The organism is Halomonas sp. SL18_1 (genome assembly GCF_055755715.1).
The window spans coordinates 1,148,669-1,167,768 of sequence record NZ_JBVTRK010000001.1; the positions used below are offsets into that span (position 1 = coordinate 1,148,669).

Genomic DNA, 19,100 nt, shown 5'->3' on the forward strand with positions numbered 1-19,100 from the left:
CGGTGCGCTGCTATACTCGCGCCAGGTCGCGGCGACTGCCTTGCCGCGGGAGTTATCCGACCGGGAGAGTGTCCGATGCAGAATGCCGTGATCCTGATCAACACCGACAAGGGCCAGGTCAAGGCGGTGGCCGAACGGCTCGCCGACGTCGAGGGAATCAGCGAGGTCTACTCCACCTGTGGCCGCTACGACCTGGTGGCGATCGCCCGCACTCGGGACTTCGAGAGCCTGGCCGAGCTGGTCACCGAGCGGCTCAACGCCGTGGAGGGCATTCGCGACACCGAGACCCTCAACGCCATGCAGGTGCACTCTCGCCACGACCTCGAGACGATGTTTTCGCTGGGCTGGTAGCCAAAGGATACGTTCGCTCTCTCGCCCCATGCCGCCGCGCTGAGACGTCCGGCGGCCTCACTGACCGGATGCGAAACGACCAAGGATGGCCAGACGCCGACGCTCCCCACGCCTGTCACGCTGGCGCCGCCAGGCCCGCCGCTTCGGCATCACCCTGCTGTTCGTACTGGTGGGCAGCGGGCTCTGGTATACCCAGGAGCAGGAGTACCGCGACTCGCTCAGCTGGATGGGCGTACCCACCTGGGAGACGTTCACGCCGCTCACCGCACACCGCGTGCTGCGCAACGATGGGTTTCTGGTGGGCTGGTCCGACGTACGGGTCAACCCGCTGTGGGTGAGCTACTTCCTGTATGAGGTGGATGAGATCGGCGTCGGTCCGCGGCCGGACTTCCGTCGCGACTGGCGTACCCTCTGGCCCATCGCCGCCGATAGCTACTTCGGCAGCGGCTATGACCGCGGCCACCTCGCCCCCAACTACGCCATCGCCTCGGTGCACGGGGCCGATGCCCAGCGCCAGACCTTTCTGATGAGCAATATCTCGCCCCAGCGCCCGGACCTCAACCGGCGGCTGTGGCAGCGCCTCGAGGAGGTCGTGATCGACCACTTCGTGCCGCGCTTCGGGGTGGTGCAGGTGATCACCGGGCCGGTGTTTCCGGAACGCTTCTTCGACAACGTGCTCAATCGCGTGGGGCTCGTCGAGATTCCCGAGGCCTTCTACAAGATCATCGTGGTGCCGGCCGAGTCCCCAGGGTGCTGGCTTTCATCATGCCCCAGGCAGTGCGTGGCGATGAGCCGCTGGACGACTTCCTGGTCAGTGTCGAGGAGGTCGAGGCGCGCACCGGGCTGAATTTCTTCCCGGAGCTGCCTGAGGCGGTGGCCGAGGCGTTGGAAGGGGAGGTGGTGGCCGAGGGGTGGGCGTTGGAGGAGGTGGCGCGCCTGCCCGCCCGCTTCTGACAAACACAAAAAAACCGCGATCGCGTCGCGGTTTCCGATAGCTTGCTGTCTCGACATGACGCGGCTGGGACCGTGAGAACGGTGGTGCCCAGGAGAGGACTTGAACCTCCACATCCGTAAGGATACTAGCACCTGAAGCTAGCGCGTCTACCAATTCCGCCACCTGGGCGCATCATGTCGCTGTCGTGTTCACGCATCTGGGATGGTGCCCAGGAGAGGACTTGAACCTCCACGTCCGTAAGGACACTAGCACCTGAAGCTAGCGCGTCTACCAATTCCGCCACCTGGGCGAACACGAGCGATGCCTTTTTCGTCCCGGGCCATGCGGGCCGGGGGGCGATGGTGCCCAGAAGAGGACTTGAACCTCCACGTCCGTAAGGACACTAGCACCTGAAGCTAGCGCGTCTACCAATTCCGCCATCTGGGCAGGCGAGGCGTATGTTACCCAATTTCGTGCTCAATGCAAGGCCGCGCGGCGTCGCGAGGCGAAAAAAAACGCCGCCGGGAAGCGCGTGTCAATGCCCAAGGTTGGGTCGTGCCTTCGCCGGCGCTATACTGCGGCCATGACAATAGACCCGAATGGCAAGTTCCTACCCCCGCGGCGTATCGCCTGCGCCCCATCGGCCCTACCGAGAACGCACACTCCGACGTTGCCAAGGATGCCTGACGCATGACCCATTGGACGCTCAGCGACGACCCGCACGCGAGCCGCGAGGCCCACAAGTACGACAACCCGGCGCCCAGTCGCGAGTATCTGCTCGCCCGGCTCGAGGAGTACGGCAAGCCGATCACCCATGAGGCGATGAGCCGCATGCTGGGGCTCGAGGATGAGGACCTGCAGGAGGCGGTGCGGCGCCGCCTGGCGGCCATGGAGCGCGACGGCCAGGTGCTGCGCAACCGCGCCGGCGCCTATGCGCTGATCGACAAGCTCGACCTGATCAAGGGCAAGGTGCTTGGCCACCGCGACGGGTTTGGCTTCGTGCTGCGCGACGATGGCAAGAAGCCCGACCTGGTGCTGCCGCCGCGCCAGATGCGTCGCGTTTTCCACGGCGATGCCGTGCTGGTGCGCATCAGCGGGCGCGACCGGCGAGGACGTGACGAGGCCACCATCGCCGAGGTGCTCTCCCGCAACACCCAGACCATGGTGGGCGTCTACCGCGAGAACACGCCCGAGTTCGGGGTGCTGATTCCCGAGAATCCGCGCATCACCCAGGAGGTGATCATTCCCCACAGCGCCTGCGGCGGGGCCCAGGATGGCCAGGTGATCTCGGCGAAAATCGTGCAGCAGCCCGAGACCCGGGTGCAGCCGGTGGGCGAGGTGATCGAAGTGCTCGGCGAGCGCATGGACCCGGGGATGGAGATCGATATCGCCATCCGCAGTTACGAGATTCCCGCCGAGTTCCCCCGAGGTGAACGACCAGATCGCCGGCATGTCCGCCGAGGTGGTCGAGGAGGACAAGGCGCACCGCATCGACCTGCGCGACGTGCCCCTGGTGACCATCGACGACGAGAGCGCCAAGGACTTCGATGACGCCGTCTGCGCCTGGAAGACCAAGTCGGGTAGCTGGAAGCTCATCGTGGCGATCGCTGATGTCGCCCACTACGTGCGTCCCGGCAGCGCGCTGGATCAGGAGGCGATCACGCGCGGCAACTCGGTCTACTTCCCGGGGCAGGTGGTGCCGATGCTGCCGGAGCTGCTCTCCAACGGCCTCTGCTCCTTGAATCCCGACGTCGACCGCCTCGCCATGGTCTGCGAGCTGAATATTTCGAAGAGCGGTGCCATCAGCCGCTATCGCTTCTACGAGGGGGTGTTCCGCTCCCACGCGCGGCTGACCTACAACAAGGTGGCGGCGATCCTCGACGAGGAGGCCCCCGAGGGCGATGCCCTGCGCCAGGAGTACCGCGAGCTGGTCAAGCCGCTCAAGAACCTGAATGCGCTCTACCGGGTGCTGCGCGAGGCGCGCGAGGCGCGCGGGGCCATCGACTTCGAGACCACCGAGACGGCCATCGTCTTCAACGAGGAGCGCAAGATCGAGAAGATCGTGCCGCGCTCCCGCAACGATGCTCACAAGATCATCGAGGAGTGCATGCTGGCGGCCAACGTTGCCACCGCCCGCTTCCTCGACAAGCACGACCTGCCGGCCCTCTATCGTATCCACGAGAAGCCGTCGCCGGAGCGCCTGGACAAGCTGCGCCTGTTCCTCAATGAGCTGGGGCTGTCGCTGGGGGGCGGCGACGATCCCAGTCCCGAGGACTATCGCGACCTGGCCGAGGTGATCAAGGATCGTCCTGATGCCGACGTGATCCAGACCGTGATGCTGCGCTCCATGAGCCGGGCGGTCTATTCGCCCCGCAACGAGGGCCACTTCGGCCTGGCCTACCCGGCCTATGCCCACTTTACGTCTCCGATTCGCCGCTATCCCGACCTGCTGGTGCATCGCGCGATCCGCTCGGTGATCCGCGGTCCGCGTCAGACCAACACCGTGCTGCGCGCCGAGGGGGCCAAGGTGGACCCGCCCAGCAAGTGGTGCCCCTACACCTTCGAGCAGATGCTCGAGCTCGGCGAGCACTGCTCGATGACCGAGCGCCGCGCCGACGATGCCACCCGCGATGTCGAGGACTGGCTGAAGTGCGAGTTCATGTCCGACAAGCTTGGCGAGGTGTATGACGGCACCATCGCCTCGGTGACCCAGTTCGGCATCTTCGTGCGCCTCGATGAGGTCTTTGTGGAAGGCCTGGTGCATGTCACCTCGCTGCCGTCCGACTACTACCACTATGAGCCGGAGAAGCATCGCCTCAAGGGCGAACGCACCGGCATGAGCTATCGGCTGGGCGACGGCGTCACGGTGCAGGTGGCCCGGGTCGATCTGGACGATCGCAAGATCGACTTCGCCCTGGCCGACGACAAGCCGCGGCCCAAGCGTGCGCCCCGCAAGCGGCGTGCCGGCAGCGCGGAGGCGCCTGCGGCGTCCCCGTCAGGCGACAAGAGCGAAGACAAGCGCGCTCGCGGCGGCAAGCGCCGCCGCGGGCCGCGCAAGCCGAGGCGCAGCTGATGGCGTCGGGGCAGGGCAGGCGTCGCGGTGAGTCCGGCAAGCGCGGGGGCTCCGGCCACCCGCCGGAGTGCCTGGCGGGCTCGAGGCCGTGTTCGGGGTGCACGCGGTTCGCGCCCTGATCGAGCGTGGCGAGGCCCCGCGTGAGCTCTGGGTACAGGAGGGCGACGCTGGCCGGCGCCTCGCCGAGCTGGTTGAGACCGCCCGGCGGCTGGGGGCTCGAGTGCAGTCGCGCTCACGGGATGACCTCGACCGCCTGGCCCAGGGGGCGGCTCATCGGGGGTGGTGGCGCTGTGTCCACCGCTGGTCGCCGAGAGTGAGGCGGCACTCTGGTTCCGGCTGGAGGCCTGGCCGCTGTCGGCCCCGCCGCTGCTGCTGGTGCTGGATGGCGTTACCGACGTGCACAATGTCGGCGCCTGTTTGCGCAGTGCCGACGCCGCCGGCGTGCACGGGGTCATCGTGCCCAAGGACAAGGCCGCGCCGCTCAATGCCACGGTGCGCAAGGTGGCCTGTGGCGCCGCCGAGAGCGTGCCGGTCTATCAGGTCACCAATCTGGTCCGGTCGCTGGCCAAGCTCAAGGCGCTGGGAGTCTGGGTCATCGGCACTGCCGGCGAGGCCGAGCAGCTGGTCTTTGATGCCGACTTCACGGGGCCCGTGGCGCTGGTCATGGGCGCCGAGGGCAAGGGCATGCGCCGGCTGACGCGCGAGGCCTGCGACAGCCTGGTCAAGCTGCCCATGGCGGGCGCGGTGTCGAGCCTCAACGTCTCGGTGGCCACCGGGGTTGTGCTGTTCGAGGCGGTGCGCCAGCGCCGCACGCCTCCCGTCTGAGCGGCCGAAAAGCGGGTCTTTTCTTGCAACTGGCGCCGCGCCTCACTAGAATGCATGCGCCCGTTCCTGCGTGAGCGGGCGTTTGCATTTTGACTATCACCTCCTTGCTTCCCCTGAGCGACTGCGGTTCTCACGAGGAAGCTGCCAACCCGAAAGGAGATCCCATGCGTCATTACGAGATCGTGTTCATGGTCCACCCGGACCAGAGCGAACAAGTGCCGTCCATGGTCGAGCGTTACTCCAGCATCGTCACCGACAGCGGTGGCACCGTGCATCGCCTGGAGGACTGGGGCCGTCGTCACCTGGCCTACCCGATCAACAAGATCCACAAGGCCCACTATGTGCTGATGAACGTCGAGTGCAGCGGCGAGACCCTCGAGGAAATCGAGAACATCTTCCGCTTCAACGACGCCATCATTCGTAGCCTGGTCGTGCGTTGCAAGGAAGCCGTCACCGAAGCTTCGCCGATGATGAAGCCGGCAGAAGAGAAGCGCCCGCGTCGCGAAGAAAAGCCGCGTAGCGCCGAAACCGCCGAAGCCAACTGATTCCGCACGTCCAGAGGAGACTCTCAATGGCACGCTTTTTCCGTCGCCGCAAGTTCTGCCGTTTCACCGCAGAGGGCGTGAAGCAGATCGACTACAAGGATCTGGACACGCTCAAGGCCTACATCACCGAGACCGGCAAGATCGTTCCCAGCCGTATCACCGGGACCAAGGCCCGTTATCAGCGCCAGCTGGCTACCGCCATCAAGCGCTCACGCTACCTGGCGCTGCTGCCCTACACCGACAGCCACCAGTAAGTCGAACGCCCTGATGTTGCCGATTGCCCGCTGGCTGATGCGCGGAACCCCCTATGCCGCAGGCGGGGCCGCGGTGGCCGCGCTGGTCCCCTGGCTGTTCTGGTTCAGTGCCGCCGTGGCCGCCCTGATGACCCTGCGTCGCGGGCTGATGCCGGCGTTGCCGGTCATCGTCGCGGCGGCTGTGCCGGCCGGACTGTGGTGGACCCGGGGCGATGCCATTCCGCTGGCCACCGTCCTGCTGGTCACGCTGATGGCGGTGGTGCTGCGCGAGCGCATGCGCTGGAGCGAAGCGCTGATCGTCGGCGCCCTGGCCGGGGCGGTGCTGATCCAGCTGGGGGTCTTCGTGCCGCCCGGCGGGACCGAAGCGCTGCTGGAGCAGCTACGCCAGGGATCGGGCGAGATCGACCGCATGCTCACCGAGCTGGCCCGCCAGGGGTACGATACCCAGGAGCTGGCCACGCTGCTGATCGGCGGCGTCACTGGCCTGGTGGTGCTGGTCGCCTCCGTGGCCTGCCTGGCGCTGGGGCGCAGCTGGCAGGCGGGGCTCTACAATCCCGGCGGTTTCCGACAGGAGTTCCATGCGCTGCGCCTGTCGGTGCGCGAGTTCGCGCTGCTGGTCGCGCTGATTGTGGTGGGCATGGTGGTGGGGATTCCCGCCCTGAGCATGCTCGCCTGGATCCCCCTGCTGGTGGCGGGCATCGCGCTGGTACACGGCTTCATCGGGGCCAAGGGCATGAACGGGCTGTGGCTGATCGCCTTCTATCTGCTGCTGATCACCACCTGGCCCACGATACTGATCGTGCTGCTGGCGGCCTGCATCGACGTGTTCGTGGATTTCCGCGGCCGTCTGGCCTCCCGCAGCGACTGACAAGAGGTTCACGAGATGGAAGTCATTCTGCTCGACAAGATTGGCAAGCTGGGCGGCCTGGGTGACAAGGTCGCCGTCAAGCCCGGCTATGGCCGCAACTACCTGGTGCCGTACGGTCTGGCCGTACCGGCAACCCGCGAAAACACCGAGGCCTTCGAGGCCCAGCGTGCCGAGCTCGAGGCCCAGGCCGCCGAGCGCAAGGCCGAAGCCGAGGCGCGTGCCGCCCAGCTGGCCGAGATCGAGCTGTCGCTGGTGGCCAAGTCCGGCGATGAGGGCAAGCTGTTCGGCTCCATCGGTCCCCGCGACCTGGCCGAGGCGCTGGGCCAGGCCGGCATCGATGTCGCCAAGAGCGAAGTGCGTATGCCGGAAGGTCCGATCCGCCAGACCGGCGAATACGACATCGACCTGCACCTGCACGCCGAAGTCGACGCGACCGTGCGCGTGGTGGTCGTGGCCGAATAATCGGCTGCGTCACGCCCGCCAGGGGCGCGGGGAGCTAGGCTCCTCGCGCCCCTTTTATTGCGTTGACAGTACGGCCAATGCGTTCTTGCATGGCGCTGGTTCCTGGCCACTTCCCGACCATACTGCAGATAACGGGAGCTTTGGCGTGTCGCGATGCCGGGCTGCTGTTTCGATCTTCCCCGCGGCCCGCCAGGGTCGCGGGGATTTCCTTCAGGGCCGCATGTGGCCATGGGGTGTCGCCGGGCGATGGGGTAGATGAGCGCCGCTTACTCTGCTGCCGAGGCTCGCTGACCGCCATGAACGACACCGTCGAGTTGGATCAGGAAACCGCCGCCCTGAAGGTGCCGCCCCACTCGCTGGAGGCGGAGCAGTCGGTGCTGGGCGGTCTGATGCTCGACAACCAGGCATGGGACAACGTGGCCGACCGCCTAGTGGCTGACGACTTCTACCGCCATGAGCATCGCCTGGTGTTCAACGTCATGATCGGGCTCGCCGAGGCCGGCCAGCCGCTGGACGTGGTGACCCTCTCCGAGGCGCTGGAGGGGCGCGACCAGTTGGTGACCGTGGGCGGGCTGGCCTACCTTGCCGAGCTGGCGCGCAATACCCCCTCGGCCAGCAATATTCGCGCCTATGCCGATATCGTTCGCGAGCGCGCCACCCTGCGCAAGCTGATCCGCGCCGCCAGCCAGATCGCCGACGGCGCCTTCTCCCCCAGGGCCGCCCCGCCGATGAGCTGCTCGACGAGGCCGAACGGCTGGTGTTCCAGATCAGCGAGGAGCGCCCCAAAACGGGCGGTCCAGTGGGCATGAGCGAGCTGCTGGCCAAGGCCGTGGATCGCATCGACGAGCTGTTCAACATGCAGGGCGAGATGACCGGGCTCTCCACCGGCTTTCGCGACCTGGACGAGATGACCTCGGGGCTGCAGCCCTCCGACCTGGTGATCATTGCCGGGCGGCCCTCGATGGGCAAGACGACCTTCGCCATGAACGTGGTGGAGCATGCGGTGATCGCCAGCGAGAAGCCGGTCATGGTGTTCTCCATGGAGATGCCGGCGGAGTCGCTGATGCTGCGCATGCTTTCGTCCCTGGGCAGGATCGACCAGACTCGGGTGCGTACCGGCCAGCTGGAGGACGAGGACTGGCCGCGACTCACCTCGGCGGTCAACCTGCTCAAGGACAAGCAGCTGTTCATCGACGATACCGCGGCCCTGTCGCCCAACGAGATGCGCTCGCGCATTCGCCGGGTGGTGCGCGAGCACGGCAACCTGGCGCTGATCATGATCGACTACCTGCAGCTGATGCAGATTCCCGGCTTCTCGGAGAACCGCACCGGTGAGATCTCGGAGATCTCCGCTCCCTCAAGGGACTGGCCAAGGAGTTCGGCTGCCCGGTGGTGGCGCTCTCCCAGCTCAACCGCTCGTTGGAGCAGCGCCCAACAAGCGTCCGGTGATGTCGGACCTACGTGAATCCGGCGCCATCGAACAGGATGCAGACATCATTACCTTCGTCTACCGTGACGAGGTCTACAATCCGGATAACCCCGACAACCAGGGGCTGGCCGAGCTGATCATCGGCAAGCAGCGTAACGGCCCCATCGGCACGGTGCACATGGCCTTCATCGGCAAGTACACCCGGTTCGAGGATCTGGCGCCGGACAGCTACGGAGACTCCTTCGGCGACTGAGTGCCGGCGGCACTTGAGCCTGAAGACGGGCACCGTATAATGCCGACCCCCTGACAGATCACCCCGAAGGAGGCAGCATGGCAGGCGGATTTCGGCGCGGTAAGCGCCAGCGTACCCCGAAGCTAGAGGCTCGTGGCGAGCTGCAATCGCTGGAGCGGGAGGGGCCCTTCAAGGAGTGGCTGGGCATGCCCGACCTCTATCGTTTCCATCTGGTGGTCGACGGCGAGGCCTACAGCTATCAGACCGAAGAGGCCGAGCTGGGCGTTGCGGTCGGCGATCGGGTGGTGTTTCGCTACAAGGAGACCAAGGCCGGCAAGTGGGTCGACCGCAACTCCCTGGCCAAGGCCATCGATCCCAGCAGCTACCAGTAACGCCGTGTAACAGCGGGAACCCGGCGTTTGCCCGGTGGTCACAGCTTTGAAATAGCAGGTTAATGCAGCTGTCACGGGGCACAGTCAGGCTGTGCCCACTTTTGTATTTACTGCTATCCGCCAGACTGTCGACCACATGGAGGTAAACATGGAATTCGACGACCTCAAGGCCTTCGTGGCGCGCCACGACAATTTCGAGATTCGCGTCATCACCCATAGCGGCAGCCGTTGCTATCAAGTGGAGCTGGAAGACGTGGAAGGTGCTCGCCACATGCTGAGTCGGCGAGGCAAGCCCACGGTGTTCCGCTCGCTCGAGGATGTCTACCTGGAGCTCAAGCGGGCCGGAATCCACCGTGCCTACTTGGTCCAGCACGTTCCCCAGGACGAGGTGATCGGCCGCGAGGCCCACTACCAGGATCCGCTCACTTCGCGCATGCCGCTGGTCTTCTAGCTCGCCGGCTTTTCGGACGAATCCTCGCCATCCAGGCAGCGCCTTTCCCTACCGCTTCCGCCGCCGCCCCTCCAGCCAGCGCCCCAGGCGCACCCGGCGGCGGGCAAACCCGCGATACCCTGCATCCATCACGGTGGCCACCCCCGGCAGGCAGCTCAGCCAGACCAGCCGGCGATAGCCGAGCACGGCGTAGAGGGCCCGGCTGGCGTCCATGCCGATGAACCAGCGCCCGTCGACATCGCGCAGGTGCAGTTTTCCCATCATCGCCTCGAAACGTATGCCCAGGGCCTGCGGATCGAAGCCCGGCGCCTGAATATCCACCAGCCGTATCCGGTTGCCTCGAGGGTGGCGGCTCAGCCACTGCACTTCCTTTTGGCACAGCGGGCAGCGGCCATCGTGATAGAGGGTGACGGGGGGCCTGGCGGCCAGTGACTCGCGGCGGCTCATGGGCGCTCCTCCCGGTAGCCGGCCAGGTGGTGGGTGCGCTGCGCCTCGCCCGCCTCGTCCCAGGCCGCGGCGCGAGGCAGCTTGGCCAGGAAGGCGTCGGCCTGCTGGCGAAGGGCGGCGCGCTTCGCCTCGCCCATGCGCGCGAGCGATCCGTAGATCAGCTTCATGCGCGGGTTGGCGGCGAGGGTCTCGGCGTGACGCTCCAGGAAGCCCCAGTAGAGGCTGTTCAACGGGCAGGCGTCCTCGCCGGTCAGCTTCTTTGGATCGTAGCGGCAGTGTCGGCAGTGGTCGGACATGCGATGGATATACTTGCCAGAGGCGCAGTAGGGCTTTGAACCCATTAGGCCGCCATCGGCATGAAGCACCATCCCCAGGGTATTGGGCAGCTCCACCCACTCGCAGGCGTCGACATAGACGGCCAGGTACCAGTCGCACAGCGCCTCGGGGGCCACGTCGCAGAGCAGGGCGAAGTTGCCGGTGACCATCAGCCGCTGGATATGGTGAGCGTAGGCGTTGTCGCGGGTCATCTCGATGGCGCGCCTGAGGCAGCGCAGGTCGGTCTCGCCGTTCCAGTAGCAGGCCGGCAGGCTACCCTCGACGCCCAGCCGATTTTCCCGCTTGTAGTCGGGCATGCGGGTCCAGTAGATCCCACGCACGAACTCCCGCCAGCCCAGTATTTGACGAATGAATCCCTCCACCGAGTTGAGCGGGGCGCTACCCGCGTAGTAGGCCCGTTCGGCCGCCTCGCACACCTCCCGGGGCGAGAGCAGCCCCAGGTTGAGCGCCGCCGAGAGCCGCGAGTGGAACAGGAACGGCGCGTCGTCACGGATGGCGTCCTGGTAGCGCCCGAAATCGGGCAGGGCATGGGCGAGGAAGTGGCGCAGGTCGACCAGTGCCTGGCGCCGTGTCACCGGCCAGTTGAAGGCCTTCAGGTCGCCGAAATGGTCACCGAAGTGCTCCGCCACCAGGGTCAGTACCGCCTTCGTCGTGGCATCCCGGCCATGGTGCGGGGGCTCGGGGAGAGGTGCCGATGCCGACAGTGGCTGGCGGTTGGCCTCATCGAAGTTCCATTTGCCGCCGGCGGGCGCCTCGTCCTCCATCAGCAGCCCAGTACGGCGGCGCTGCTCTCGGTAGAAGTACTCCATGCGCAGGGCGCGTCGGCCATGGCCCCAGTCAGCGAAGTCGCTCGGCGTGGTATAGAAACGGTCGTCCTCGAGTAGCCGCCAGGGCAGGGGAGCTGCAGCGCGCTCGCGCATGGCCTGCCATAGCCGCCACTCGCCGGGGCGAACCGCGATGATCTCGTCGCAGCCGTAGAGGCTGGCAAGCCGCTCCGCTTCGGCGATGAGATCCTGGGTGTTGTCCGGATCCTCCAGGGCGCTGTAATGCACCCGCCTGCCGCGCTCACGCAGCGATGCGGCAAAGTGACGCATGGCCGACAGCATCATGGCAATTTTCTGGGGATGGTGGGGGACGTAGCGCCCCTCGCCGGCCACCTCGCAGAGCGCCACCACGGCACTGTCCGAGCGGTGATGCAGGCTGGCCAGGTCGAGGCTGAGCTGGTCGCCGAGCACCAGAATCAGGGGGTAGGACATGGCTTGTTCTCAGGCTGTACAATTATCCCCTATGGTACAACTTTATCCGACTCCCAAGCGACACTCCTGATAGACTGTCCCCACTGCACACCATCGACCCGGAGGAACCTCACGCATGACCCCAGCGAACTCGGACAATCAGCCCGACCTGGACAGCCCCGGCAGCGGACGCCTTCAGCATGCTCCGGCGGACCATCCTCCCATTCCCCGGGCCAGGGTCGGGGTGGTGCTGGCGAACCTGGGCACGCCGGATGCCACCGACTACTGGTCCATGCGTCGCTACCTCAACGAGTTCCTCTCCGACCAGCGGGTGGTCGACTATGCGCGCTGGAAGTGGCAGCCGCTGCTACAGCTGATCATCCTCACTAAGCGTCCGTTCAGCTCCGGCGCCGCCTATCGCGGTATCTGGAACACTGAGAAAGACGAGAGTCCGCTGCTCACCATCACCCGTGACCAGACCCGTAAGATCGCCGAGGGCCTACATGAGCAGTTTGGCGAGCAGGTGGTGGTGGACTTCTGCATGCGCTACGGCAACCCCTCCACCGATAGCGTGCTCAGGCGCATGCAGGCGCAGGGCTGCGAGAAGATCCTGTTCTTCCCGCTCTACCCCCAGTACGCGTCGCCGACCACCGCCACCGCCAACGATCAGGCCTTCCGCACCCTGATGAAACTCAAGTGGCAGCCCGCCCTGCGCACCGTGCCGGCCTACTTCGACGAGCCACGCTATATCGAGGCCCTGGCCAACTCGGTGCGCGAGGCCTACCAGGCGGCCGCCTCGCGTCCCGAGGTACTGGTGGCCTCCTATCACGGGGTGCCCAAGCGCTATCTGCTGGAAGGCGACCCGTACCACTGTCAGTGCCAGAAGACCACGCGGCTGCTGCGCGAGGCGCTGGGCTGGGAGGGCGACACCATTCAGACTGCCTTCCAGTCCCAGTTCGGCCCCGAGGAGTGGGTGGGGCCCCAAACGGTGGATCACGTGGCAGAGCTGGCCCGTCAGGGCAAGAAGCATATCGCGGTGATCTCACCGGCCTTCTCCGCCGACTGCGTGGAGACCCTGGAGGAGATCGAGGAGGAGATTCGCGACAGCTTCCTCGAGGCGGGGGCGAGACCTTCACCTATATCCCCTGTCTCAACGACCGCGAGGATCACATCGAGGCGCTGCTGACGGTCATTCGTCGCGAGCTCTCGGGGTGGTGCTGACCGCCTGGCCTGGCCGACCGCTCCCTATCACGCGAAAGGCTGCCTGGATGGCAGCCTTTCGCGTTCTGGGGTTTCTTCTTAGCGGCGCAGCCGCGAGCGCTTGGCCTTGCGGTACTTCCAGGGATGCTTGGCGCGGGCCGGACGCGCCACCCGGCTCTGGCCGACGTCCTCGTCGCGGAACTCGGGCACCGACCCGCGAGTGCCGGTAATGAAGCGCAGGTGCATGTGCAGGCCGGTCTTGGCCAGCATGTGGCCGGTCACCGGAGCGGTGATGAACAGGAACAGGGTGATCAGCAGTTCCTGAATGTGCAGCTCCCGCTGGGTGACCGAGAAGTAGAGCATCGAGGCGATCAGGATGCAGCCAATGCCCAGAGTGGTGCCCTTGGTGGGGCCGTGCAGGCGCATGAAGAAGTCCTTGAACTGCAGCATGCCCAGCGAGCCGGTGAAGGCGAAGACGCCACCGGCGACCAGCAGGAAGGCGATGATGCCCTCGACAATGACATAGAACGTCATGGCGTCCCCCCTTACTCGATGATATCGCCGCGCAGCAGGTAGCGGCAGATGGCCATGGTGCTGACGAAGCCCAGCATGGCGATCAGGATGGCCGCCTCGAAGTAGGTCTTGGTGTTCAGCCACAGCCCCAGCATCACGATCAGGGCGATGGTATTGACGTAGAGGGTGTCCAGGGCCAGCAGCCGGTCGGGAATGTCAGGGCCGATGGCGAGCCGGTAGATGTTCATCGACATGGCCAGCACGATCAGCGTCAGGCTGATCATCAGCGCGGTGTCTAGCATTCGAAGATCTCCTTGAGCGGCCGCTCATAGCGTTCGTGGATCTCGCGAATCAGCGCCTGCTCGTCGCTCATGTCCAGGGCGTGGATCAGCAGCGAGGAGCCGTCCAGGCGGATATTGGTGGAGACCGTGCCCGGCGTCATGGTGATGGTGTTGGCCAGCAGGGTGATCGCCAACCGGTCCTTGACCTGCAGCGGATACTCGATGAAGCCGGGATGCGGCTCGCGCTTGGGCAGCAGGATCATCAAGCTGACCTGCACGTTGGCCTTGACGATGTCGAACAGCACCACCAGCACGAACCAGGCCAGCTTGACCGGGTGCTTGACCTGGGGCAGCGGTTCCCAGAAACGCTGGGTGAGCAGTGGAATCCCCACCGCCAGAAAGGCCCCTAGCAGCAGCTGGCCCGGAGCGAGGCTGCGCACCATCAGCAGCCAGGCCGTCAGCAGCACCAGCGACAGGGTGGGAGTGGGTAGATAGCGTCCCAGGGCTCTCATGGTGCCTCCCCGTTGATCTCGTGGAAGGTGGCCGCCTGCGCGGCGGGTGGCTCGCCGAATAGTTCAACGATCGTCTGCTGCGGGTTGGCGAGCTGCTGGGCGGTGGCCTGGGTGTAGGCGCTGATCGGCCCTCCGAAGGCAACCAGCAGGGGGGCGCTGGCCAGCAGCCAGGCCACCCCGGTAAGCTGGGCACGACTGACCTTGCCGGTGGCCACTTCGCCCTTGTAGCTGGCCCAGAAGAACACCGAGCCGGCCCGCGACATGGCGATCAGCGCGCAGAGCCCGGCCAGCAGCAGCAGCGGCCACAGCCACAGCCGGGCGCTGCCCTCGGTGGCCTGCATCAGCAGCAGCTTGCCCAGCGCGCCGGCCAGCGGGGGCAGCCCGGCGACCCCCACCGCGGCGATCAGGAACAGCCCGCCAAGCAGGAAGCGCTGATGCAGCCGGCGGGCGCGTACCAGGCGGGTGCCGGCCTTGCCGCGCTGCTGGCCAAGCAGCTCGGCGATCAGGAACAGCGCCCCACAGATCAGGGTGGTATGGGGCAGGTAGTAGAGCAGCGCGGTGGTGGCCGCCGGGGTCCCCAGGGCGGTGCCCGCCAGCAGGGTGCCCACCGAGACCAGCACCAGGTAGGCGATTAGCGGACGCAGGTCGCGGGCGGCGAGCACCCCCACGGCGGCCAGCACGATGGTGGCCAGGCCCGACCACCATAGCCAGGCGGTAATGGCCGCCTCGGCCGGGCTGTCGACGAAGATCAGCGAGTGCACTCGGAGGATGGCGTAGAGCCCCACCTTGGTCATGATGGCGAACAGCGCCGCCACCGGCGCCGGTGCCGAGGCGTAGGTGCGCGGCAGCCAGAAGTAGAGCGGCAGCAGCGCCGCCTTGAGGCTGAACACCACGATCAGCAGCAGCGCGCCGGCGGTGACCAGAGCCGCCTCGTCGCCGGACATGACCGCGATGCGCCGGGCCATGTCGGCCATGTTGAGGGTACCGGTGGCGCCGTAGAGTACGCCCAGCGCGATGATGAAGAGCGCCGAGCCGGCGACGTTGAGGATCACGTAGTGCAGGCCGGCGGCGACCCGTGCCTTGCCGCCGCCGTGCATCAGCAGCGCATAGGAGGCCAGCAGCAGGATCTCGAAGAAGACGAAGAGGTTGAACAGGTCGCCGGTCAAGAAGGCGCCGTTGAGCCCCACCAGCTGCAGCTGGAAGAGCCCGTGGAAGTTGCTGCCGCGGGCGTCGTCGCCGGCGCAGGCGAACAGCACGCAGCCCAGCGCCAGCGCCGCGGTCAGGGTCAGCATCAGCGCCGAGAGCCGGTCGAGCATCAACACGATGCCGAAGGGCGCCTGCCAGTTGCCCAGGGCATAGAAGGCGAGCTCACCGCCGGCGGCTCGCTTCAGCAGCAGCAGGCTGACCACCAGCAGAGCGGCGGTAAGCGCCACGCTGACGCGCCGGTGTGCGGCATCCGAGGCCTTGCCGGCCAGCAGCAGGCCCAGGGCGCCGACCAGCGGCAGCAGAATGGGAAGGGCGATCAGGTGTTGAGGCATCAGCGTGCATCCCCCTCTTCGCCCTGCTGGCCGTCGACATGATCGCAGCCCAGCTCGCTGCGCGCGCGGATCGCCAGGATCACCACGAAGGCGGTCATGGCGAAGCCGATGACGATGGCGGTGAGCACCAGCGCCTGGGGCAGCGGGTCGGTGGGAGTGAGCGATTCGCCGATCACCGCGGCGGCATGGGTATTGAGGCCGCCGGTGGAGAACAGAAAGAGGTTGACCGCATAGCCCAGCATCGCCAGGCCTACGATCACGGGGAAGGTGCGCCCGCGCAGCAGCAGGTAAATGCCGCTGGCGGTGAGTACGCCGACCACCAGCGAGAACAGGGCTTCCATCAGCGTTCCTCCAGGCTTGGGCGGTGGATGGTGGTGATCCGACCCAGGTTGATCAGAATCATCAGAGTCGCCCCGACCACGGCCAGGAAGACCCCCACGTCGAACAGCATGGCGGAGGCCAGCTCTATCTCGCCGATCAGCGGGATATGGAAGTGATCGAAGGCCGAGGTCAGGAAGGGATAGCCGAACAGCCAGCTGGCGAGCCCCGTGCCGGTGGCGATGGCCAGGCCCGTGACGGCTACCACCGGGTAGGAGAGCGGCAGGCGCTCACGGGTCCAGTCGTGGCCGCGAGCCATATACTGCAGGATCAGCGCCACCGAGGTGATCAAGCCGGCGATGAAGCCGCCGCCGGGCTGATTGTGACCGCGCAAGAAGATATAGACCGAGACCAGCAGCGCCAGCGGCAGCAGGATCTGCGCCACCACCGAGAGGATCAGCGGATAGCGATGGCGCGACCAGCGGATGCCCTCCAGGTTGCCGGCGGGCATGAATAGCCGCATGCGATTGAGCAGCTTGAAGGTAGCCAGTCCCGCCAGGGTCAGCACGGTGATCTCGCCCAGGGTGTCGAAGCCGCGGAAGTCCACCAGGATGACGTTGACCACGTTGGTGCCGCCGCCGCCCGGCACCGCCTCGCGCAGGAAATAGTCGGCGATGGTCAGCGTCTCGCGGGTCAGCAGGGCATAGTTGAGCATGGCCACGATCAGGCCCAGGGAGGCGGCCAGCACCAGGTCGCGCACGATGCGTCGTCCCGACACCATCAGCGGGGGGCGCTGGGGCAGGAAGAACAGGGCCAGGATCATCAGGATCATCGAGGCCACTTCCACCGACAGCTGGGTCAGCGCCAGGTCGGGGCGGAGAAGCGCACGAAGGTGAGCGACACCGACAGGCCCACCACCGAGAGCATCAGCAGCGAGACCAGCCGCCAGCGGTGGCTCAGGGCGCTGCCGATGGCGCCGAAGATCATCAGCCCCGCCCCCAGCAGCAGCATGCCATCCAGCGGCTGCAGGCCGCGCTCGCCGGTCAGGGCGTTGAGCTGTGACAGGCCGATGCCGGTCATCACCAGGGCGGTGAGGATCAGCAGCGCCTGGTAGCGCTGCAGCGAGCCGTTCTCCAGGCGCAGGGTCAGCCACAGGGTGGCCTTGATCAGGCGCAGCATGACCGCCTCGAAGATCAGGCTGGCATCGCGCGACGGGAAGAGTGCGGCGATACCGGCGAAGCGCTTGTGATAGATAAGCACCAGCACGCCGCCGGTCACGGCCGCCAGGCTCATCACCAGCGGCAGATTGAGGCCGTGCCACAGCGCCAGGGTGAACAGCGGGGTAGTGTCGCCCTGTACCGCGAGACTGGCGGCATTGACCAGCGGGGCCGCCAGGGTCATGGGGAAGAGTCCCACCAGCAGGCTCATGGCGGCGAGGAACAGCCCGGGCGCCAGCATGCCGCGGGCCGGGTCGTGCACCTGCATGGGCGGCTGGGCCTTCTGCTCGCGGGTCAGCTTGGGGGCGGCGAAGAACAGGCTCCAGACCAGCCGCAGCGAGTAGCCCACCGAGAGCACCGCCCCCATCACCACCAGCAGGGGGATCAGCCCGCTCAGGGCGCCCAGGACGTCATTGACCAGGCTCTGCTCGAAGAGCATCTCCTTGGAGAGAAAGCCGTTGAACGGCGGGAACCCGGCCATGGCGGCCCCGGCCAGCAGGGTCATGGTGCCGGTCAGCGGCATCATCGACCACAGCGCCCCCAGGCGGTCGATGTCCCGGGTGCCGGTCTCGTGGTCGATGATCCCCACGCTCATGAAGAGCGCCGCCTTGAAGGTGGCGTGGTTGAGGATATGGAACACCGCGGCGACGATGGCCAGCGGGCTGCCCAGCCCCAGCAGTAGGGTGATCAGCCCCAGGTGGCTGACCGTGGAGAAGGCCAGGATGCCCTTCAAGTCGCGCTCGAGCAGGGCGAACCAGGCCGCATAGAGCAGGGTCGCCAGGCCCACCAGCGACAGCGTGATGGCCCACAGGGCGCTGTCGCCCAGCGCGGGATTGAGGCGCGCCATCAGGAAGACCCCGGCCTTGACCATGGTGGCCGAATGCAGGAAGGCCGACACCGGGGTGGGCGCCGCCATGGCATGGGGCAGCCAGAAGTGGAAGGGGAACTGGGCCGACTTGGTGAAGGCGCCGAACAGCACCAGCAGCAGGATCAGCGGATAGTGCGCCGAGGCGCGGATGGCGTCGCCGGCCGCCAGCACCTCGCCCAGGGCGAAGCTGCCGGCGGCCTGGCCGATCAGCAGGAAGCCGGCGAGCAGCGCCAGGCCGCCGGCGCCGGTCACGGTCAGCGCCATGCGTGCGCCGCGCCGGGCGTCGCTGCGGTGGCCCCAGAAGCCGATCAGCAGGAACGAGGAGATGCTGGTCAGCTCCCAGAACAGCCATAGCAGAATCAGGTTATCGGCCATGGCGATGCCGAGCATGGCGGTCATGAACAGCATCATGTAGGAGAGGAAGCGGCCGTCGTCCTCCTCGGCGCTGAGGTAGAAACCGGCGTACAGCAGGATCAGGCTGCCGATGCCCAGGATCAGCAGCGCGAACAGCAGGGTTAGTCCGTCGATGCGTAGTGCCAGGTCGAGGCCGAGCAGCGGCATCCAGCTGAGCTGGACGCTGACCACTTCACCGCCGATCACCGCCGGGGCGTGAAACAGCACCAGCAGCAGCGCGAGTAGCGGGGCGATCAGGGTAGTGGCGACACAGACCTTGCGACCACGGCGAGACGTCATCACCGGCACCAGGGTGCCGACGATGGTGAGAAGCGGAATCCACAGCAATGACATCGGTGGCTCGTCCATTCTGACGGCGGCTAGGGTGGTGTCAGCGCCACGCTTGGGTCATGGTGTCGTGGCGTG

14 protein-coding genes, 3 tRNA genes and 6 pseudogenes are annotated in these 19,100 nt (G+C 66.5%); 12 read left to right on the forward strand and 11 right to left on the reverse strand.

All coding sequences use genetic code 11. The annotated features are described in order from the left end of the window. Nucleotides 1-75: 75 nt before the first annotated feature. Both ACSJDS_RS05815 and ACSJDS_RS05820 read left to right on the forward strand, forming a co-directional pair. Nucleotides 76-351: an Lrp/AsnC family transcriptional regulator gene (locus tag ACSJDS_RS05815; RefSeq protein ID WP_043510462.1), complete on the forward strand. Its 276-nt coding sequence runs from the start codon at nucleotides 76-78 to the stop codon at nucleotides 349-351. 85 nt (nucleotides 352-436) lie between these two features. Continuing rightward, nucleotides 437-1,305 (forward strand): annotated as a pseudogene (locus ACSJDS_RS05820) (DNA/RNA non-specific endonuclease). Between the two features lie 82 nt (nucleotides 1,306-1,387). Here the strand turns inward: ACSJDS_RS05820 and ACSJDS_RS05825 are convergent. The 3 genes from ACSJDS_RS05825 to ACSJDS_RS05835 all read right to left on the reverse strand — a co-directional run bounded on the left by ACSJDS_RS05825 (nucleotide 1,388) and on the right by ACSJDS_RS05835 (nucleotide 1,732). Next, nucleotides 1,388-1,474, reverse strand: a tRNA-Leu gene (locus ACSJDS_RS05825). 34 nt (nucleotides 1,475-1,508) lie between these two features. After that, nucleotides 1,509-1,595: transfer RNA gene (locus tag ACSJDS_RS05830), tRNA-Leu, on the reverse strand. A 50-nt stretch (nucleotides 1,596-1,645) separates the two neighbouring features. Continuing rightward, nucleotides 1,646-1,732: transfer RNA gene (locus ACSJDS_RS05835), tRNA-Leu, on the reverse strand. Nucleotides 1,733-1,975: 243 nt separating this feature from the next. Between ACSJDS_RS05835 and rnr the strand changes: the two are divergent. From rnr to ACSJDS_RS05880, 9 genes and pseudogenes are all read left to right on the forward strand, one after another. Beyond that, nucleotides 1,976-4,358: pseudogene (gene rnr / locus ACSJDS_RS05840) on the forward strand (ribonuclease R). Between the two features lie 88 nt (nucleotides 4,359-4,446). Further along, a pseudogene (rlmB, locus tag ACSJDS_RS05845) lies at nucleotides 4,447-5,183 on the forward strand (23S rRNA (guanosine(2251)-2'-O)-methyltransferase RlmB). 164 nt (nucleotides 5,184-5,347) lie between these two features. After that, the gene (rpsF, locus tag ACSJDS_RS05850) at nucleotides 5,348-5,728 is read left to right on the forward strand and encodes a 30S ribosomal protein S6 (RefSeq protein WP_473032451.1); all 381 of its coding nucleotides are present in this window, start codon (nucleotides 5,348-5,350) and stop codon (nucleotides 5,726-5,728) included. A 26-nt stretch (nucleotides 5,729-5,754) separates the two neighbouring features. Next, entirely contained in the window at nucleotides 5,755-5,982 is a 228-nt protein-coding gene (gene rpsR, locus ACSJDS_RS05855; protein WP_102652548.1) for a 30S ribosomal protein S18, read from the forward strand. A gap of 13 nt (nucleotides 5,983-5,995) precedes the next feature. Next, a complete protein-coding gene (locus ACSJDS_RS05860) occupies nucleotides 5,996-6,850 on the forward strand; it encodes a hypothetical protein (RefSeq protein ID WP_473032452.1) in 855 nt (284 codons plus the stop codon). Between the two features lie 15 nt (nucleotides 6,851-6,865). Beyond that, a complete protein-coding gene (rplI, locus tag ACSJDS_RS05865; protein WP_473032454.1) occupies nucleotides 6,866-7,312 on the forward strand; it encodes a 50S ribosomal protein L9 in 447 nt (148 codons plus the stop codon). A gap of 296 nt (nucleotides 7,313-7,608) precedes the next feature. After that, nucleotides 7,609-8,994 (forward strand): annotated as a pseudogene (gene dnaB / locus ACSJDS_RS05870) (replicative DNA helicase). A gap of 77 nt (nucleotides 8,995-9,071) precedes the next feature. Beyond that, nucleotides 9,072-9,365 carry a hypothetical protein gene (locus tag ACSJDS_RS05875; protein ID WP_473032455.1) on the forward strand — a complete coding sequence of 98 codons (294 nt, stop codon included), beginning with the start codon at nucleotides 9,072-9,074 and terminating at the stop codon, nucleotides 9,363-9,365. Nucleotides 9,366-9,513: 148 nt separating this feature from the next. Beyond that, entirely contained in the window at nucleotides 9,514-9,816 is a 303-nt protein-coding gene (locus tag ACSJDS_RS05880) for a DUF6482 family protein (protein WP_473032456.1), read from the forward strand. A gap of 48 nt (nucleotides 9,817-9,864) precedes the next feature. Here ACSJDS_RS05880 and ACSJDS_RS05885 read toward each other — a convergent pair whose 3' ends face one another. Next, nucleotides 9,865-10,263, reverse strand: coding sequence for a thiol-disulfide oxidoreductase DCC family protein (locus ACSJDS_RS05885; protein ID WP_473032457.1), 399 nt, complete (start codon nucleotides 10,261-10,263; stop codon nucleotides 9,865-9,867). Continuing rightward, on the reverse strand, nucleotides 10,260-11,855 hold the full coding sequence (locus tag ACSJDS_RS05890) for a cryptochrome/photolyase family protein (RefSeq protein WP_473032458.1): 1,596 nt from the start codon (nucleotides 11,853-11,855) through the stop codon (nucleotides 10,260-10,262). Before ACSJDS_RS05890 ends, ACSJDS_RS05885 begins: the two co-directional genes overlap by 4 nt. A 115-nt stretch (nucleotides 11,856-11,970) precedes the next feature. Between ACSJDS_RS05890 and hemH the strand changes: the two are divergent. Next, nucleotides 11,971-13,055, forward strand: a pseudogene (gene hemH, locus ACSJDS_RS05895) (ferrochelatase). Nucleotides 13,056-13,133: 78 nt separating this feature from the next. Here hemH and ACSJDS_RS05900 read toward each other — a convergent pair. The 6 genes and pseudogenes from ACSJDS_RS05900 to ACSJDS_RS05925 all read right to left on the reverse strand — a co-directional run bounded on the left by ACSJDS_RS05900 (nucleotide 13,134) and on the right by ACSJDS_RS05925 (nucleotide 19,028). Then, entirely contained in the window at nucleotides 13,134-13,568 is a 435-nt protein-coding gene (locus ACSJDS_RS05900) for a Na+/H+ antiporter subunit G (RefSeq protein ID WP_473032459.1), read from the reverse strand. A gap of 11 nt (nucleotides 13,569-13,579) precedes the next feature. Next, complete coding sequence (locus ACSJDS_RS05905) at nucleotides 13,580-13,849, reverse strand: K+/H+ antiporter subunit F (protein ID WP_473032460.1); 270 nt, start codon at nucleotides 13,847-13,849, stop codon at nucleotides 13,580-13,582. Next, nucleotides 13,843-14,340 (reverse strand): Na+/H+ antiporter subunit E, encoded by a 498-nt coding sequence (locus ACSJDS_RS05910; protein WP_473032461.1) that lies wholly within the window; start codon nucleotides 14,338-14,340, stop codon nucleotides 13,843-13,845. The genes ACSJDS_RS05905 and ACSJDS_RS05910 overlap by 7 nt, the downstream gene beginning before the upstream one ends. Beyond that, on the reverse strand, nucleotides 14,337-15,878 hold the full coding sequence (locus ACSJDS_RS05915; RefSeq protein WP_473032462.1) for a monovalent cation/H+ antiporter subunit D: 1,542 nt from the start codon (nucleotides 15,876-15,878) through the stop codon (nucleotides 14,337-14,339). The genes ACSJDS_RS05910 and ACSJDS_RS05915 overlap by 4 nt, the downstream gene beginning before the upstream one ends. Then, nucleotides 15,878-16,219, reverse strand: coding sequence for a Na+/H+ antiporter subunit C (locus ACSJDS_RS05920; RefSeq protein ID WP_473032463.1), 342 nt, complete (start codon nucleotides 16,217-16,219; stop codon nucleotides 15,878-15,880). The genes ACSJDS_RS05915 and ACSJDS_RS05920 overlap by 1 nt, the downstream gene beginning before the upstream one ends. Further along, a pseudogene (locus ACSJDS_RS05925) lies at nucleotides 16,219-19,028 on the reverse strand (monovalent cation/H+ antiporter subunit A). Before ACSJDS_RS05925 ends, ACSJDS_RS05920 begins: the two are co-directional and overlap by 1 nt. Between the last annotated feature and the right edge of the window lie 72 nt (nucleotides 19,029-19,100).

Bases quoted from the DNA above. Each gene is read 5' to 3' on its own strand.
- ACSJDS_RS05815 (WP_043510462.1), top strand. From the start codon at position 76: ATGCAGAATGCCGTGATCCTGATCAACACCGACAAGGGCCAGGTCAAG.
- rpsF (WP_473032451.1), top strand. From the start codon at position 5,348: ATGCGTCATTACGAGATCGTGTTCATGGTCCACCCGGACCAGAGCGAA.
- rpsR (WP_102652548.1), top strand. From the start codon at position 5,755: ATGGCACGCTTTTTCCGTCGCCGCAAGTTCTGCCGTTTCACCGCAGAG.
- ACSJDS_RS05860 (WP_473032452.1), top strand. From the start codon at position 5,996: ATGTTGCCGATTGCCCGCTGGCTGATGCGCGGAACCCCCTATGCCGCA.
- rplI (WP_473032454.1), top strand. From the start codon at position 6,866: ATGGAAGTCATTCTGCTCGACAAGATTGGCAAGCTGGGCGGCCTGGGT.
- ACSJDS_RS05875 (WP_473032455.1), top strand. From the start codon at position 9,072: ATGGCAGGCGGATTTCGGCGCGGTAAGCGCCAGCGTACCCCGAAGCTA.
- ACSJDS_RS05880 (WP_473032456.1), top strand. From the start codon at position 9,514: ATGGAATTCGACGACCTCAAGGCCTTCGTGGCGCGCCACGACAATTTC.
- ACSJDS_RS05885 (WP_473032457.1), bottom strand. From the start codon at position 10,263: ATGAGCCGCCGCGAGTCACTGGCCGCCAGGCCCCCCGTCACCCTCTAT.
- ACSJDS_RS05890 (WP_473032458.1), bottom strand. From the start codon at position 11,855: ATGTCCTACCCCCTGATTCTGGTGCTCGGCGACCAGCTCAGCCTCGAC.
- ACSJDS_RS05900 (WP_473032459.1), bottom strand. From the start codon at position 13,568: ATGACGTTCTATGTCATTGTCGAGGGCATCATCGCCTTCCTGCTGGTC.
- ACSJDS_RS05905 (WP_473032460.1), bottom strand. From the start codon at position 13,849: ATGCTAGACACCGCGCTGATGATCAGCCTGACGCTGATCGTGCTGGCC.
- ACSJDS_RS05910 (WP_473032461.1), bottom strand. From the start codon at position 14,340: ATGAGAGCCCTGGGACGCTATCTACCCACTCCCACCCTGTCGCTGGTG.
- ACSJDS_RS05915 (WP_473032462.1), bottom strand. From the start codon at position 15,878: ATGCCTCAACACCTGATCGCCCTTCCCATTCTGCTGCCGCTGGTCGGC.
- ACSJDS_RS05920 (WP_473032463.1), bottom strand. From the start codon at position 16,219: ATGGAAGCCCTGTTCTCGCTGGTGGTCGGCGTACTCACCGCCAGCGGC.